This window comes from Pseudomonas donghuensis, from assembly GCF_000696345.2.
In the GTDB taxonomy this organism is placed as follows: Bacteria; Pseudomonadota; Gammaproteobacteria; order Pseudomonadales; family Pseudomonadaceae; genus Aquipseudomonas; species Aquipseudomonas donghuensis.
In genome coordinates, this window is sequence record NZ_CP071706.1 from 4,297,540 (window position 1) to 4,311,879 (window position 14,340).

A 14,340-nucleotide genomic window follows, 5' to 3' on the forward strand; every position below is an offset into this window, starting at 1 on the left:
CGTTTTCGAGCACCCTGTGGGAGCGGGCTTGCCCCGCGATAGCGATCTGTCAGTCATATCGCATCGCGGGACAAGCCCGCTCCCACAACTATTTTGGAACACGCAATGCCGCTGTCCAACGTTCACATCCTGCATGAAGATGACGCCATCCTGGTGGTCAACAAGCCGACCCTGCTGCTGTCCGTGCCGGGCCGGGCCGAAGACAACAAGGATTGCCTGATCACCCGCCTGCAGGAAAACGGCTACCCCAATGCCCTGATCGTCCATCGCCTGGACTGGGAAACCTCGGGGATCATCCTGCTGGCCCGCGACGCCGACAGTCACCGCGAACTGTCCCGCCAGTTTCACGACCGTGAAACCGAAAAAGCCTATACCGCCTTGTGCTGGGGCCAACCGGAGCTGGACAGCGGCAGCATCGACCTGCCGCTGCGCTACGACCCGCCGACCAAGCCGCGCCACGTGGTCGACCATGAGCAAGGCAAGCATGCCCTGACGTTCTGGCGTATCGTCGAGCGCTGTGGCGATCATTGCCGGGTCGAGCTGACGCCGATCACCGGGCGCTCGCACCAGTTGCGCGTGCACATGCTGTCGATCGGTCACCCGCTGCTGGGCGATCGCCTGTATGCCTGCCCCGAGGCGCTGGCGGCCCACGAGCGGTTGTGCCTGCACGCGAGCATGCTGAGCTTTACCCATCCGGTTTCCGGGGAGCGGCTGCGCTTCGAGTGTCCGGCGCCGTTCTGACGGCGCCAGCGGCAAGCTTCAAGCTTCAAGCAGTCACTCTGCATCGAGTTGCGCCGCCTCTTGCAGCTTGCAGCTTGCAGCTCACCCGCTAAAATGCCGCCACTGCTGTCTGGAGTGACCTATGCGCGATGCACTGAATCAAGGCCTGATCGACTTCCTCAAGGCTTCCCCTACGCCGTTCCATGCCACCGCCGCCCTGGCCCAGCGCCTCGATGCCGCCGGTTACCAGCGCCTGGACGAGCGCGACAGCTGGGCCACCGTGGCCGGCGGTCGCTACTACGTTACCCGCAACGATTCCTCGATCATCGCCTTCAAGCTCGGCCGTCACTCGCCGCTGCTCGACGGTATCCGCCTGGTCGGCGCCCACACCGACAGCCCGTGCCTGCGGGTCAAGCCGCAGCCCGAGCTGCAACGCCAGGGCTTCTGGCAACTGGGCGTAGAAGTCTATGGCGGCGCCCTGCTCGCGCCGTGGTTCGACCGCGACCTGTCGCTGGCCGGGCGGGTGACCTTCCGCCGTGATGGCAAGGTCGAAAGCCAGCTGGTCGACTTCAAGCTGCCGATCGCGGTGATCCCGAACCTGGCGATCCACCTCAACCGTACCGCCAACGAAGGCTGGGCAATCAACCCGCAGACCGAACTGCCGCCGATCCTGGCCCAGGTCGCCGGTGACGAGCGCGTGGATTTTCGCGCCCTGCTCACCGACCAACTGGCCCGCGAGCACGGCCTGAACGCCGATGTGGTGCTGGACTACGAACTGAGTTTCTACGACACCCAGAGCGCCGCCCTGGTCGGTCTGCACGGCGAGTTCATCGCCGGTGCCCGCCTGGACAACCTGCTGTCCTGCTATGCAGGCCTGCAGGCGCTGCTCACTGCCGACAGCGATGAAACCTGCGTGCTGGTATGTAACGACCACGAAGAGGTGGGCTCTTGCTCGGCCTGTGGCGCCGACGGCCCGATGCTCGAACAGACCCTGCGCCGCCTGCTGCCCGACGGTGACGATTTTGTCCGCACGATCCAGCGTTCGCTGCTGGTCTCGGCCGATAACGCCCACGGCGTGCACCCCAACTACGCCGAGAAGCACGACGGCAACCACGGACCCAAGCTCAATGCCGGCCCGGTGATCAAGGTCAACAACAACCAGCGTTACGCCACCAACAGCGAAACCGCCGGCTTCTTCCGCCACCTGTGCATGGCCGAGGAAGTACCGGTGCAGAGCTTCGTGGTGCGCAGCGACATGGGTTGCGGCTCGACCATCGGCCCGATCACCGCCAGCCATCTGGGCGTGCGCACCGTTGACATCGGCCTGCCGACCTTCGCCATGCACTCGATCCGCGAACTGTGCGGCAGCCATGACCTGGCGCATCTGGTCAAGGTGCTGACGGCGTTCTATCACAGCCGCGACCTGCCGTAACTGCGCGGCGCCTGCATCGCTGGCAAGCCAGCTCCCACATGCCGAACCGGTGAGAGCGGGCTTGCCAGCGATGAGGCCCACCAGCCTGACCCCGATCAACCCCCACCCCGGCGATTCCCGCTATGCTTGAGGCATAACTCTCAAGCACAAGGACCTTGCCGCATGTCAGCCTTCCAATCCCTGTTCCTTCCAGTCATCGCCGGCCTGATCCTGCTGACCGTGGGCTTCAACCTGCGCGACCGCAATATCGGCGTGCTGATGATGTGGATCGGTACCCTGGGCATGATCGGCATCATGTGCTGGAAGATCCTCGAGAAACTCAACTGACAAATACACTACACTCGGGCGATTGATCGTTTTGAGGTTGATTGTCCGGTGCCTGCCTTTTTCCGCGTTGTTCTCCTGCTCCTGCCCTTGCTCTTCATAGCGCCAGCGCACGCCGCCGGCCTGCCGGGCCTGCTCGGCGGCGGCAGCAAGGCCCAGCCCGAAGCCACGGAGCCCCTGGGCCAGTCGCTGGACGAAGTGATCAAGACCCTGGAGAACGACCAGCAACGCAGCAAGCTGCTGGCCGACCTGAAAAAACTGCGCGACAGTACCAAGCAAGCGCAACCCAGTGCCGAGCAAGGCGTGCTGGGCCTGATCGGCAGCACCTTCAACGAGCTGGAAAAACAGTTCAGTGGCGAGGCCAGCCCGTTCAACCGCTGGACCCGCGAACTGGAGCTGGCGCAGATCGAGCTCGACGCCCGCCTGGTGCCCTGGCACGAATGGCCGCCGATCCTCTTCGGCTTTGCCGCGATCATTGCCCTGTGGAGCCTGCTGGCCTACGCCCTGAACTGGGTCGGCCACCAGCTGCGCCTGCGCTTTGGCCTCACCGAAGAACTGCCGCAACATCCACGCACCTGGGACCTGGTGCGCTTTGCCCTGCGCAAGCTCGGGCCCTGGCTGGTGGCGCTGGTGATCACCGTGTACCTGAGCTTCGCCCTGCCCTCGTCGCTGGGCAAGTCGATGGCCATGGTCCTGGCCTATGCGCTGGTGGTGGGCACCTGCTTCTCGGCGATCTGCGTCATCGCCTTCTCCCTGCTCGACGGCCCGCACCGTCACCGCGCCTTGCACATCCTCCGCCACCAGGCCTTCCGCCCGCTGTGGCTGATTGGCAGCTTCGCCGCCTTCGGCGAGGCGATGAACGACCCGCGCATGGCCGGTGCCCTGGGCGATCACCTGTCGCACACCCTGGCGACCCTGGCCAACATCCTCGCCGGGTTGTCCACCGGGCTGTTCATCCTGCGCTTTCGCCGGCCCATTGCCCACCTGATCCGCAACCAGCCGCTGTCACGGCGCCTGACCCGCCGGGCGCTAAGCGACACCATCGAAATCCTCGGCACTTTCTGGTACCTGCCAGCGCTGGTGCTGGTGGCGATTTCGCTGTTCGCCACCTTTATTTCCGCTGGCGACACCAGCACCGCCCTGCGCCAGTCGCTGATGTGCACGGTGCTGGTGATCCTGTGCATGGTCATCAACGGCCTGGTCCGCCGCCACGCACTCAAGCCGCAACGGGCCAACCGCCGCCAGGCGGTGTACTCGGAGCGCCTGAAAAGCTTCGGCTACACCCTGGTGCACCTGAGCATCTGGCTGGTGTTCATCGAACTTGGCCTGCGCGTCTGGGGCTTCTCGCTGATCGGCTTTGCCGAAGGCGAAGGCCATGAAGTGGCGGTGCGCCTGTTCGGCCTGGCCGGCACCTTGATCGCCGCCTGGCTGGTCTGGATTCTCTCCGACACCGCCGTGCACCACGCCCTGACCCGCTCGCGCAAGGGCCTGGCCAACGCCCGCGCACAAACCATGATGCCGCTGATCCGCAACGTGCTGTTCGTGGCGATTTTCATCATTGCGGTGATCGTCGCCCTGGCCAACATGGGCATGAACGTCACCCCGTTGCTGGCTGGTGCCGGTGTCATCGGCCTGGCCATCGGTTTTGGTGCGCAATCGCTGGTTGCCGACCTGATCACCGGGCTGTTCATCATCATCGAAGACTCCCTGGCCATCGACGACTATGTCGATGTCGGCGGCCACCTGGGCACGGTCGAAGGTCTGACCATCCGCACCGTGCGCCTGCGCGACATCGACGGTATCGTCCACACCATCCCGTTCAGCGAAATCAAAAGCATCAAGAACTACTCCCGCGAGTTCGGCTACGCGATCTTCCGCGTGGCCATCCCGCACAGCATGAACATCGACCAGGCCATTACCCTGATCCGCGATGTGGGGCAGAAGATGCGCAACGATCCGCTGATGCGCCGCAACATCTGGTCGCCGCTGGAGCTGCAAGGCGTGGAGAGCTTCGAGTCGGGTTCGGCAATCCTGCGTGCCCGCTTCAAGACCGCGCCGATCAAGCAGTGGGAAGTGTCGCGGGCCTTCAACCTGGCGCTCAAGCGTCAGCTCGACGAAGCTGGCCTGGACCTGGCCACCCCGCGCTTGAGCGTGCAGGTGATCACCGCCGACGCCAGCACCCCGTTCAGCGAAACCCCCACCAAGGCCTAACCGGCTTCGGCCTTGATGCGGATCGCGTCATGGCGCCAGTACTCAAGGTCACAGTCGATCAGCCGCCCGTGCTGGTCGCTGTTGACCCGGGTGATGTGCAGGCCGGGGCTGCCGGCCGAGACCTTGAGCGCGGTGGCCGCCGCCACCGGCAAGGCGGTGGGCAAAATCTCGAAACGCACCCGGCCGTATTCGATGCCATAGCGACGCGCATAAAGCTCGGTCAGCGACTGGCTCAGGTCGTGTTCAAGAATCCCCGGGAAGTAGTCGGGGTTCAGGTAGTGCTCGGCATACAACACCGCACGGCCATCTATCCGGCGTAACCGGCAGATCTGAATCACACTCGACAGCGGCGCCAGTTGCAACCGTGCGCACACCGCTGCCGCCGCCGGTTGCAGGCGCGCCGACAACAGCTCGGTGCGCGCTTCGCGGCCCTGGTCGCGGACCATGGCGTGAAAATGGCTGCGCTCGATCAGGTCGTAGGTCAGCCGCTCGGGCGCGACAAACCAGCCGCGCCGCTCCTCGCGGTAAATCAAGCCGCGCGCCTCCAGTTGCACCAGCGCTTCCCGCAGGGTGATGCGCGTGGTGTCGAACACCTCGCTGAGCTTGCGTTCGGCCGGCAGCTTGCAGCCGGGCGACAGGAGGCCATGCTCGATCTGCTCCTGCAGGGCATGACAGATGGCTGTTACTGCTCGCGGTGGCAGTGGCTGCATCAAAGGTTACCTATCTGGACTAGTCCAGCACCGGCAGCGCCCACTTTTGGCGCCTTCAGGGCTATGAGAATAGTGCAAGCCTAGGCACTGCAGATGAATGCCAGATGACAGCCAGGGTGGTCTACGCTTGATTTTCAGGGCCCCAAGCCCTGGCCGGCAGCACGCCTGGACATCAAATTGTCATGCAACAGGCCTACCTTGGCTCAGGTATTGCTGACCTAGACCAACCGAACCGCAACAACGTCCAACAACACCATTCGCGTTTTGCAAGGCACCCCATCAAGGAGCTTCGGATGAAACAGTTTTTTCTGGCGTCACTGTTAGGCTCGAGCATTGCTCTGTGCACCACGGCCATGGCCGCCGACACCGACCTCAAGGCCCTCGAGGACGCTGCCCGCAAGGAAGGCGTGGTCAATAGCGTAGGCATGCCCGATGCCTGGGCCAACTGGAAAGGCACCTGGGACGACCTGGCGAAAAAATACGGCCTCAAGCACATCGACACCGACATGAGCTCGGCCCAGGAAGTGGCCAAGTTCGAGGCTGAAAAAGACAACGCCAGTGCCGACATCGGTGACGTTGGCGCCGCCTTCGGCCCGATCGCCGTGACCAAGGGCGTGACCCAGCCGTACAAGCCAAGCACCTGGGCGCAGATCCCGGATTGGGCCAAGGATAAAGACGGCCACTGGGCCCTGGCCTACACCGGCACCATCGCCTTCATCATCAACAAGCAGTTGGTGAAGGAACAAGACATGCCGAAAACCTGGCATGACCTGGAAAAAGGCAAGTACAAAGTCGCCATCGGTGACGTCGGTACCGCCGCCCAGGCCGCCAACGGCGTACTGGCCGCCGCCATTGCCTACAAGGGCGACGAGAAGAACATCGAACCGGGCCTGCAGCTGTTCACCAAGCTGGCCCAGCAAAAGCGCCTGTCGCTGGCCAACCCGACCATCCAGACCCTGGAGAAGGGCGAGATCGAAGTCGGTGTGGTCTGGGACTTCAACGGCCTGAGCTACCGCCAGCAGATCGACCCGAAACGCTTCGAGGTGCTGATCCCGTCTGACGGCTCGGTGATCTCCGGCTACACCACGATCATCAACAAGTACGCGAAAAACCCCAACGCCGCCAAGCTGACCCGCGAGTACATCTTCAGCGATGCCGGGCAGATCAACCTGGCTGAAGGCCACGCCCGGCCGATCCGTGCCGAGCACCTGAAACTGCCGGCGGAGGTACAGGCCAAGCTGCTGCCCAACGAGCAGTACAAGGCGGTGCAGCCGATCAAGGATGCGCCGGCGTGGGAAGCGACCTCCAAGAAGCTGCCACAGCTGTGGCAGGAGCAAGTGATCATCGAGATGGAGTGAACCCTTTGGGGGCGTCAGGCAGCCCCTGCCGCCCCGATCGCTGGCAAGCCAGCTCCCACAAGGTCCGGTGTATGCAGTGCCTGTGGGAGCTGGCTTGCCAGCGATGAGGTCAGCCACAATTTCGGAGTCCCTATGAACCACAACGTCATCCTGGTCCTGCTCGATGGCCTCAACCATCAGGTCGCACACCACGCCATGGGCCATCTGCATGCCTATGTCGAAGCTGACCGCGCAGCGCTGTACCGGGTCGAGTGCGAGCTACCGTCGTTGTCGCGCCCGCTGTACGAATGCATCCTCACCGGTGTCGCGCCCATCGACAGCGGCATCGTCCACAACAACGTCAACCGCCTGTCCAACCAGCGCAGCGTGTTCCACTACGCCCGCGAAGCCGGCCTGGGCACGGCAGCGGCGGCCTATCACTGGATGAGCGAGCTGTACAACCGCTCGCCCTTCGACCCGCTGCGCGACCGCCACACCCACGCGCCCAAGCTGCCGATCCAGCACGGGCTGTTCTACTACGCCGACCACTACCCCGATTCGCACCTGTTCGCCGACGCCGAATACCTGCGCCGCCGTCATGCACCGAACTTCCTCCTGGTGCACCCGATGAACATCGACGACGCCGGGCATCGCCACGGCCTGGACAGCAGCCAGTACCGCAACAGCGCACGCAGCGCCGACATCCTTCTGGCCGACTACCTGCGCACCTGGCTCGAAGAGGGCTATCAAGTGCTGGTCACCGCCGACCACGGCATGAACAACGACCGCTCGCACAACGGCCTGCTGGCCGAGGAACGCGAAGTACCGCTGTTCGTCTTCGGCGAGGCGTTCAGCCTCGACCCGGTCGCCAAGCCGCTGCAGACCGAGCTGTGCGGCACCCTCTGCGAACTGCTCGGCGTGCCCCACGACAAACCGGTGTGCCGGGAGCTGCTCAAGTGAATTCGATCAAGCGCGGCAAATGGCTGGCACTGCTCTGCCTGGCGCCTTTCGCGGTGTTTTTCATCATCTTCCAGATCGCCCCGCTGGCCTGGGTAATGCTCCACAGCGTGCAGGTGGAATCAAGCTGGGGCCTGGACAATTTCAGCAAGGTGTTCAACTCGAAGTTCTACCGCCAGGCGATCCAGCACAGCCTGCAGATCAGCTTCTGGTCGAGCCTGTTCGGCATCCTCATCGCCATCCTCGGCAGCTACTCGTTGCGCCGGGTCGATTCGCGCCTGCGCGACTTCGTCAACGCCTTTGCCAACATGACCAGCAACTTCGCCGGCGTGCCGCTGGCGTTCGCCTTCATCATCCTGCTCGGCTTCAACGGCGCGCTGACCATGCTGCTCAAGCAGGCCGGGATCATCGAAGACTTCAACCTCTATTCCAAGAGCGGGTTGATCATCCTCTACACCTACTTCCAGATCCCCCTTGGCGTGCTGCTGCTCTACCCGGCTTTCGACGCCCTGCGCGAGGACTGGCGTGAATCGGCCGAGCTGCTCGGTGCCGGCGCCTGGCAATACTGGCGGCACATCGGTCTGCCGGTGCTCACACCGGCCCTGCTGGGCACCTTCGTGATCCTCCTGGCCAACGCCCTGGGCGCCTACGCCACGGTCTATGCGCTGACCACCGGCAACTTCAACGTGCTGCCAATCCGCATCGCCGCGCTGGTAGCCGGCGACATCTCGCTGGACCCGAACCTGGCCAGCGCCCTGGCGGTCATCCTGGTCGGGCTGATGACCCTGGTGACCTTCGTCCATCAATGGCTGTTGAAGCGGAGCTACCATGTCGCGCGCTGAACCGGGCACCTCGTCGCTGTACCACCGCCTGGTGGTCTACCTGCTGTTCATCATCCTCCTGCTGCCACTGGCCGGCACCCTGCTCTACTCGCTGGCCACCAGCTGGTCGGCAAGCCTGTTGCCCAGCGGCCTGACCTTCAAGTGGTACCTGGCGCTGTGGAGCGACCCGCGTTTTCTCGCAGCCTTCGGCCAGTCGCTGCTGGTCTGTGTCGGCGCGCTGCTGCTGTCGGTGCTGCTGATACTGCCGCTGTTGTTCGTGGTGCATTACCACTTCCCGCGGCTCGATGCGCTGATGAACATCCTCATCCTGCTGCCCTTCGCGGTGCCGCCGGTGGTGTCGTCGGTGGGCCTGCTGCAGCTCTACGGCTCGGGGCCGATGGCCATGGTCGGCACGCCGTGGATCCTGATCGGCTGCTACTTCACCGTGGCCCTGCCGTTCATGTACCGGGCGATTACCAACAACCTGCAGGCGATCAACCTGCGCGACCTGATGGACGCTGCCCAGTTGCTCGGCGCCAGCACCTTCCAGGCCGCCTTCCTGGTGGTGCTGCCGAACCTGCGCAAGGGCCTGATGGTGGCCCTGCTGCTGTCGTTCTCGTTCCTGTTCGGCGAGTTCGTGTTCGCCAACCTGCTGGTCGGCACCCGCTACGAGACCCTGCAGGTGTACCTCAACAACATGCGCAACAGCAGCGGCCACTTCAACAGTGCCCTGGTGATTTCCTATTTCCTCTTCGTGCTGGTGCTGACCTGGGCAGCCAACCGCCTGAACAAGGACAAGTCCTGATATGAGCTTTGTCAGCGTACAGAACCTGCAAAAAAGCTATGCCGGCAGCACGGTGTTCAACGACATCAACTGCCAGATCGAACGCGGCGAATTCGTCACCCTGCTCGGCCCTTCCGGTTGCGGCAAATCCACCCTGCTGCGCTGCATCGCCGGGCTGACCGCCGTAGACAGCGGGCGGATCTTGCTCGATGGCAACGACCTGGTGCCGCTAAGCCCGCAAAAGCGCGGGATCGGCATGGTGTTCCAGAGCTACGCGCTGTTCCCCAACATGACCGTCGAGCAGAACGTCGCCTTCGGCCTGCGCATGCAGAAGGTCAACAGCGACGACAGCCAGGCGCGGGTCCGCGAAGTGCTGCACCTGGTCGAGCTGCAGGACTTTGCCCGCCGCTACCCGCACCAGCTGTCCGGCGGCCAGTGCCAGCGCGTGGCCCTGGCCCGCTCGCTGGTCACCCGCCCGCGCCTGCTGCTGCTCGACGAGCCGCTGTCGGCGCTGGACGCGCGCATTCGCAAACACCTGCGCGAGCAGATCCGCGCCATCCAGCGCGAGCTGGGCCTGACCACCATCTTCGTCACCCATGACCAGGAAGAAGCGTTGACCCTGTCCGACCGCATCTTCCTCATGAACCAGGGCCGCATCGTCCAGAGCGGCGATGCCGAAACCCTCTATACCGCACCGGTGGACGTGTTTGCCGCCGGCTTCATCGGCAACTACAACCTGCTCGACGCCGACAGCGCCAGCCGCCTGCTGCAACGCCCGGTGAGCAGCCGCCTGGCGATCCGCCCGGAGGCCATCGCCCTGGGCCTGGAAGGCGAGCTGGAGGGGCGGGTGCGCAGCCATAGCCTGCTTGGCAACGTGATCCGCTACCGTGTCGAAGCGCGCGGGGTAGAATTGCTGGTCGATGTGCTCAACCGCTCGTCCGCCGACCTGCATCCGGATGGCCAGCGGGTAGCCTTGTCGATCGATCCCACCGCCCTCTGCGAAGTCGCCTGAGGGTTGCACAGGAGTTGCTCTGAATATGGCACTAGCGATTTTCGATCTGGACGAAACCCTGATCCACGGTGACTGCGCGTCGCTGTGGAGCGAGCAGATGGTCCGCCTTGGCTGGGTCGATGGCGAATCCTTTTTGCGCCGTGACAAGGCACTGATGGACGCCTATGGCAAGGGTCACCTGGCCATGGAGGACTACATGGCCTTCAGCCTCGAGCCATTGATTGGCCGCCCCCCGGAAGAGGTCGAGCACCTGGTCGAACCCTGGGTGGAAGATTTCATCGAACCGATCATCTTCAGTGACGCCAGCAAAACCATTGCCGCCCACCGCAAGGCCGGCGACCGGATTCTGGTGATCTCCGCCTCCGGCACCCACCTGGTCAAGCCGATTGCCGACCGCCTGGGCATCGATGAGATTCTCGGCATTGAGCTGGAGGTTGAGCGCGGCGTTTATACCGGCAAGACCACTGGCGTGCTGACCTACCGCGAAGGCAAGATCATCCGCTTGCTGGAATGGCTGGATGAGCAGGAAGAGAACCTGGAGGGCGCGAGCTTCTACTCGGATTCACGCAACGACTTGCCGTTGCTGTTGAAGGTGGATTACCCGCATGTGGTCAATCCGGACCCGGTGTTGCGTGAGCATGCCGAGAAGAACAAGTGGCCGATTCATACCTGGAAATGAAAGGCATCGCTGGCAAGCCAGCTCCCACAGGTACTGCATACACCTGACCTGTGGGAGCGGGCTTGCCAGCGATTGGCGGCCTACACCAGACTCTCGTCGATCACCAGCACCAGCTTGCCCGACACCTGGTTGCTGGCAAGCTCGGCAAACGCCGCTTCTGCATCCTGGACCGGGAAGGCCTTGGCCAGTTGCGGCTTGAGCCGGCCTTCGCCGAACAGCGGCCACACCTGCTGGCCGAGGTCGCTGAGCAGGTCAGCCTTGAACTGATCGTCCCGCGTACGCAGGGTCGAACCCATTACCTGCACGCGCTTGCCCAGCAACTGCGCCAGGTCCAGCTCGGCCTTGCGCCCGCCCATCAAGCCGATGATCACCCAGCGTCCGTCCCGTGCCAGCAGCTTGAGGTTGAGCTCGGCATAGTTGGCGCCGACCGGGTCGAGGATCACGTTGAACGGGGCAAAATCGTTCAGCGCGTTGAGGTCTTCACTGCGCACCACGCCGCCGCTGGCACCCAGCCCTTGGCAATAAGCCAGGCGCTCGGCCGAGCCGACGCTGACCCAGCACGGGCTGCCAAAGGCCTTGCACAACTGGATCGCCGCCGAGCCGACACCACTGGCACCGGCATGCAGCAAGACCTTCTCGCCCGGCGTGAGCCCGGCCAGTTGAAACACATTGAGCCAGGCGGTGGCGTACACCTCGGGGATCGCCGCCGCTTCCTGCAGGCTCAGGCCTTCGGGGACCGGCAGCACGTGACGGCCGTCGACCACCACTTCCTCGGCCATGCCGCCACCGGCGAGCAAGGCACAGACCCGGTCGCCGACCTGCCAGGAGGAGCCTGCGCCCACTTCGCTGATCACCCCCGAGCATTCCAGGCCGAGAAACTCGCTGGCCCCCGGCGGTGGCGGGTAGAGCCCGGCACGCTGGAGCAGGTCGGCGCGATTGAGGCCGGCTGCGGCCACGCGAATTCGTACTTGACCGATATCGCAAGCTGGACTTGTCGTCGCAACCCACTCCACATGTCCGTCAACGCCTTGCAATGCCTTCACAGTGCCTCCATAGTTGAGTCATGACTGAGCCCGGGTGCTGTAGCCCCGGGCTTTTTGCATTATGCGTCCGGTTTTCATGGAACCGGCGAATTCAAAGACGGCCTAATATGCGTGATCAATTGTCCCTACGTCGAATCAGCATGAAGCATTTTCTGCCAAGCACCACCCTCGCCCTGTTGATCGGTCTGGGCAGTCTGCCATTGGCGGGCAGTGCATGGGCCGCCAACAGCTGGGATAAGCTCCAGCCCGACCGCGATGAAGTGGTCGCCAGCCTCAACGTGGTCGAGCTGCTCAAGCGCCACCACTACAGCAAGCCGCCGCTCAACGATGCGCGCTCGGTCATCATCTACGACAGCTACCTCAAACTCCTCGATCCTGCGCGCAGCTACTTCACCGCCAGCGACATCGCCGAGTTCGACAAGTGGAAGACCCAGTTCGACGATTTCCTCAAGAGCGGTAATCTCGACCCCGGCTTCACCATCTACAAGCGCTACCTGGACCGGGTCAAATCGCGCCTGGACTTCGCCCTGGCCGAGCTGAGCAAGGGCGTCGACAACTTCGACTTCACCACCAAGGAGTCCCTGCTGATCGACCGCAAGGACGCGCCGTGGATGAAGAACCAGGCCGAGCTCGACGACCTCTGGCGCAAACGCGTCAAGGATGAAGTGCTGCGCCTGAAAATCGCCGGCAAAGAACCCAAGGCGATCCAGGAGTTGCTGACCAAGCGCTACAAGAACCAGCTCACGCGTCTGGACCAGACCCGTGCCGAAGACATCTTCCAGGCCTACATCAACACCTTCGCCCAGTCCTACGACCCGCACACCAATTACCTGTCGCCCGACAACGCGGAAAACTTCGATATCAACATGAGCCTGTCGCTCGAAGGTATCGGTGCCGTGCTGCAAAGCGACAACGACCAGGTCAAGATCGTGCGCCTGGTACCGGCCGGTCCTGCCGCCAAGACCAAGCAGGTGGCACCGGCCGACAAGATCATCGGCGTGGCCCAGGGCAACAAGGAAATGGTCGATGTGATCGGCTGGCGCCTGGATGAAGTGGTCAAGCTGATCCGCGGGCCGAAGGGCTCGGTGGTGCGCCTGGAGATCATCCCGGCCAGCAATGCGCCGAACGACCAGACCACCAAGATCGTGCCGATCACCCGTGAAGCGGTGAAACTCGAAGAGCAGGCAGCGAAAAAATCGGTGCTCAAGCTCAAGCAGGATGGGCGCGACTACAAGCTCGGCATCATCGAGATCCCGGCCTTCTACCTGGACTTCAAGGCCTTCCGTGCTGGCGATCCCGAGTACAAGAGCACCACTCGCGATGTGAAGAAACTGCTGACTGAACTGCAGAAGGAAAAAGTCGACGGCGTGGTCATCGACCTGCGCAACAACGGCGGCGGCTCGCTGCAGGAAGCCACCGAACTGACCAGCCTGTTCATCGACAAGGGCCCGACGGTGCTGGTGCGCAACAGCGACGGCCGCGTCGACGTGCTCGAAGACGAAAACAACGGCGCCTTCTACAAAGGCCCGCTGGCACTGGTGGTCAACCGCCTGTCAGCCTCGGCATCGGAGATTTTCGCCGGCGCCATGCAGGACTATCACCGCGCGCTGATCCTCGGCGGGCAGACCTTCGGCAAAGGCACCGTGCAAACCATCCAGCCGCTCAACCATGGCGAGCTGAAGCTGACCCTGGCCAAGTTCTACCGGGTGTCCGGGCAAAGCACCCAGCACCAGGGCGTGCTGCCGGACATCGATTACCCATCGATCATCGACACCAAGGAAATCGGCGAAAGCGCCCTGCCCGAAGCCATGCCATGGGACACCATCCGCCCGGCGATCAAGCCTGCGCTCGACCCGTTCAAGCCGTTCCTGGCCCAGCTCAAGGCCCGTCACGACACCCGTACGGCCAAGGACCCGGAGTTCGTCTACATCCGCGACCGCCTGGCGTTGACCCAGAAGCTGATGAACGAGAAAACCGTCAGCCTCAACGAAGCCGAACGCCGTGCCCAGCACGCCGATATCGAAAGCAAGCAGCTGGCGTTGGAAAACACCCGCCGCAAGGCCAAGGGCGAAGAGCCACTCAAGGAACTGAAAAAGGAAGACGAAGACGCCCTGCCGGTCGAACCGGACGATACCAAGCCGGAAGACGACGCCTACCTGGCGGAGTCCGGACGAATCCTGCTGGACTACCTGGGCCTGAATACGGCGGTGGCGAAAAACAACCCGTGAAAGCGGTGATGGCAAAATAATGTGACTGCGCGTCATTGCGTCATCAAATAGTCATCAGACTGTCGTGAAATAAGGGACTGAG

13 protein-coding genes are annotated in these 14,340 nt (G+C 63.3%); 11 read left to right on the forward strand and 2 right to left on the reverse strand.

The window, feature by feature from the left end; all coding sequences use genetic code 11:
* Positions 1 to 105: 105 nt before the first annotated feature.
* The 4 genes from BV82_RS20005 (at position 106) to BV82_RS20020 (ending at position 4,687) form a co-directional block, all read left to right on the forward strand.
* Positions 106 to 741: an RluA family pseudouridine synthase gene (locus BV82_RS20005; protein ID WP_036996562.1), complete on the forward strand. Its 636-nt coding sequence runs from the start codon at positions 106 to 108 to the stop codon at positions 739 to 741.
* Positions 742 to 862: 121 nt separating this feature from the next.
* The gene (locus BV82_RS20010) at positions 863 to 2,152 is read left to right on the forward strand and encodes a M18 family aminopeptidase (protein ID WP_010224194.1); all 1,290 of its coding nucleotides are present in this window, start codon (positions 863 to 865) and stop codon (positions 2,150 to 2,152) included.
* A gap of 162 nt (positions 2,153 to 2,314) precedes the next feature.
* Entirely contained in the window at positions 2,315 to 2,479 is a 165-nt protein-coding gene (locus tag BV82_RS20015; RefSeq protein WP_010224196.1) for a hypothetical protein, read from the forward strand.
* A 48-nt stretch (positions 2,480 to 2,527) separates the two neighbouring features.
* Positions 2,528 to 4,687: a mechanosensitive ion channel family protein gene (locus BV82_RS20020; protein WP_010224198.1), complete on the forward strand. Its 2,160-nt coding sequence runs from the start codon at positions 2,528 to 2,530 to the stop codon at positions 4,685 to 4,687.
* On the opposite strand, the gene phnR is transcribed toward BV82_RS20020, so the two are convergent.
* A complete protein-coding gene (gene phnR / locus BV82_RS20025; RefSeq protein WP_010224200.1) occupies positions 4,684 to 5,397 on the reverse strand; it encodes a phosphonate utilization transcriptional regulator PhnR in 714 nt (237 codons plus the stop codon). The two genes, BV82_RS20020 and phnR, sit on opposite strands and share 4 nt — an antisense overlap.
* Positions 5,398 to 5,690: 293 nt before the next feature.
* On the opposite strand from phnR, the gene BV82_RS20030 reads away from it, so the two are divergent.
* From BV82_RS20030 to BV82_RS20055, 6 genes are all read left to right on the forward strand, one after another.
* Complete coding sequence (locus BV82_RS20030) at positions 5,691 to 6,755, forward strand: ABC transporter substrate-binding protein (RefSeq protein WP_010224201.1); 1,065 nt, start codon at positions 5,691 to 5,693, stop codon at positions 6,753 to 6,755.
* A 132-nt stretch (positions 6,756 to 6,887) separates the two neighbouring features.
* Entirely contained in the window at positions 6,888 to 7,694 is an 807-nt protein-coding gene (locus BV82_RS20035) for an alkaline phosphatase family protein (RefSeq protein ID WP_010224202.1), read from the forward strand.
* Positions 7,695 to 7,699: 5 nt separating this feature from the next.
* The gene (locus BV82_RS20040) at positions 7,700 to 8,533 is read left to right on the forward strand and encodes an ABC transporter permease (protein WP_162471133.1); all 834 of its coding nucleotides are present in this window, start codon (positions 7,700 to 7,702) and stop codon (positions 8,531 to 8,533) included.
* Positions 8,520 to 9,317, forward strand: coding sequence for an ABC transporter permease (locus BV82_RS20045; protein ID WP_010224204.1), 798 nt, complete (start codon positions 8,520 to 8,522; stop codon positions 9,315 to 9,317). The genes BV82_RS20040 and BV82_RS20045 overlap by 14 nt, the downstream gene beginning before the upstream one ends.
* 1 nt (position 9,318) lies before the next feature.
* Positions 9,319 to 10,308 (forward strand): ABC transporter ATP-binding protein, encoded by a 990-nt coding sequence (locus BV82_RS20050; protein ID WP_010224205.1) that lies wholly within the window; start codon positions 9,319 to 9,321, stop codon positions 10,306 to 10,308.
* Positions 10,309 to 10,333: 25 nt separating this feature from the next.
* Entirely contained in the window at positions 10,334 to 10,987 is a 654-nt protein-coding gene (locus BV82_RS20055; protein ID WP_036996563.1) for an HAD family hydrolase, read from the forward strand.
* An 80-nt stretch (positions 10,988 to 11,067) separates the two neighbouring features.
* On the opposite strand, the gene BV82_RS20060 is transcribed toward BV82_RS20055, so the two are convergent.
* Positions 11,068 to 12,030 carry an NAD(P)H-quinone oxidoreductase gene (locus tag BV82_RS20060; protein WP_036996564.1) on the reverse strand — a complete coding sequence of 321 codons (963 nt, stop codon included), beginning with the start codon at positions 12,028 to 12,030 and terminating at the stop codon, positions 11,068 to 11,070.
* Positions 12,031 to 12,170: 140 nt separating this feature from the next.
* Here BV82_RS20060 and BV82_RS20065 point away from each other — a divergent pair, with 140 nt between their 5' ends.
* Positions 12,171 to 14,258 carry a carboxy terminal-processing peptidase gene (locus BV82_RS20065; protein ID WP_010224208.1) on the forward strand — a complete coding sequence of 696 codons (2,088 nt, stop codon included), beginning with the start codon at positions 12,171 to 12,173 and terminating at the stop codon, positions 14,256 to 14,258.
* The last annotated feature ends 82 nt before the right edge of the window (positions 14,259 to 14,340 follow it).

Excerpts from the sequence above, each read along its gene's own strand:
- BV82_RS20010 (WP_010224194.1), top strand. The coding sequence starts at position 863 with ATGCGCGATGCACTGAATCAAGGCCTGATCGACTTCCTCAAGGCTTCC.
- BV82_RS20055 (WP_036996563.1), top strand. The coding sequence starts at position 10,334 with ATGGCACTAGCGATTTTCGATCTGGACGAAACCCTGATCCACGGTGAC.
- BV82_RS20035 (WP_010224202.1), top strand. The coding sequence starts at position 6,888 with ATGAACCACAACGTCATCCTGGTCCTGCTCGATGGCCTCAACCATCAG.
- phnR (WP_010224200.1), bottom strand. The coding sequence starts at position 5,397 with ATGCAGCCACTGCCACCGCGAGCAGTAACAGCCATCTGTCATGCCCTG.
- BV82_RS20030 (WP_010224201.1), top strand. The coding sequence starts at position 5,691 with ATGAAACAGTTTTTTCTGGCGTCACTGTTAGGCTCGAGCATTGCTCTG.
- BV82_RS20050 (WP_010224205.1), top strand. The coding sequence starts at position 9,319 with ATGAGCTTTGTCAGCGTACAGAACCTGCAAAAAAGCTATGCCGGCAGC.
- BV82_RS20045 (WP_010224204.1), top strand. The coding sequence starts at position 8,520 with ATGTCGCGCGCTGAACCGGGCACCTCGTCGCTGTACCACCGCCTGGTG.
- BV82_RS20065 (WP_010224208.1), top strand. The coding sequence starts at position 12,171 with ATGAAGCATTTTCTGCCAAGCACCACCCTCGCCCTGTTGATCGGTCTG.
- BV82_RS20005 (WP_036996562.1), top strand. The coding sequence starts at position 106 with ATGCCGCTGTCCAACGTTCACATCCTGCATGAAGATGACGCCATCCTG.
- BV82_RS20015 (WP_010224196.1), top strand. The coding sequence starts at position 2,315 with ATGTCAGCCTTCCAATCCCTGTTCCTTCCAGTCATCGCCGGCCTGATC.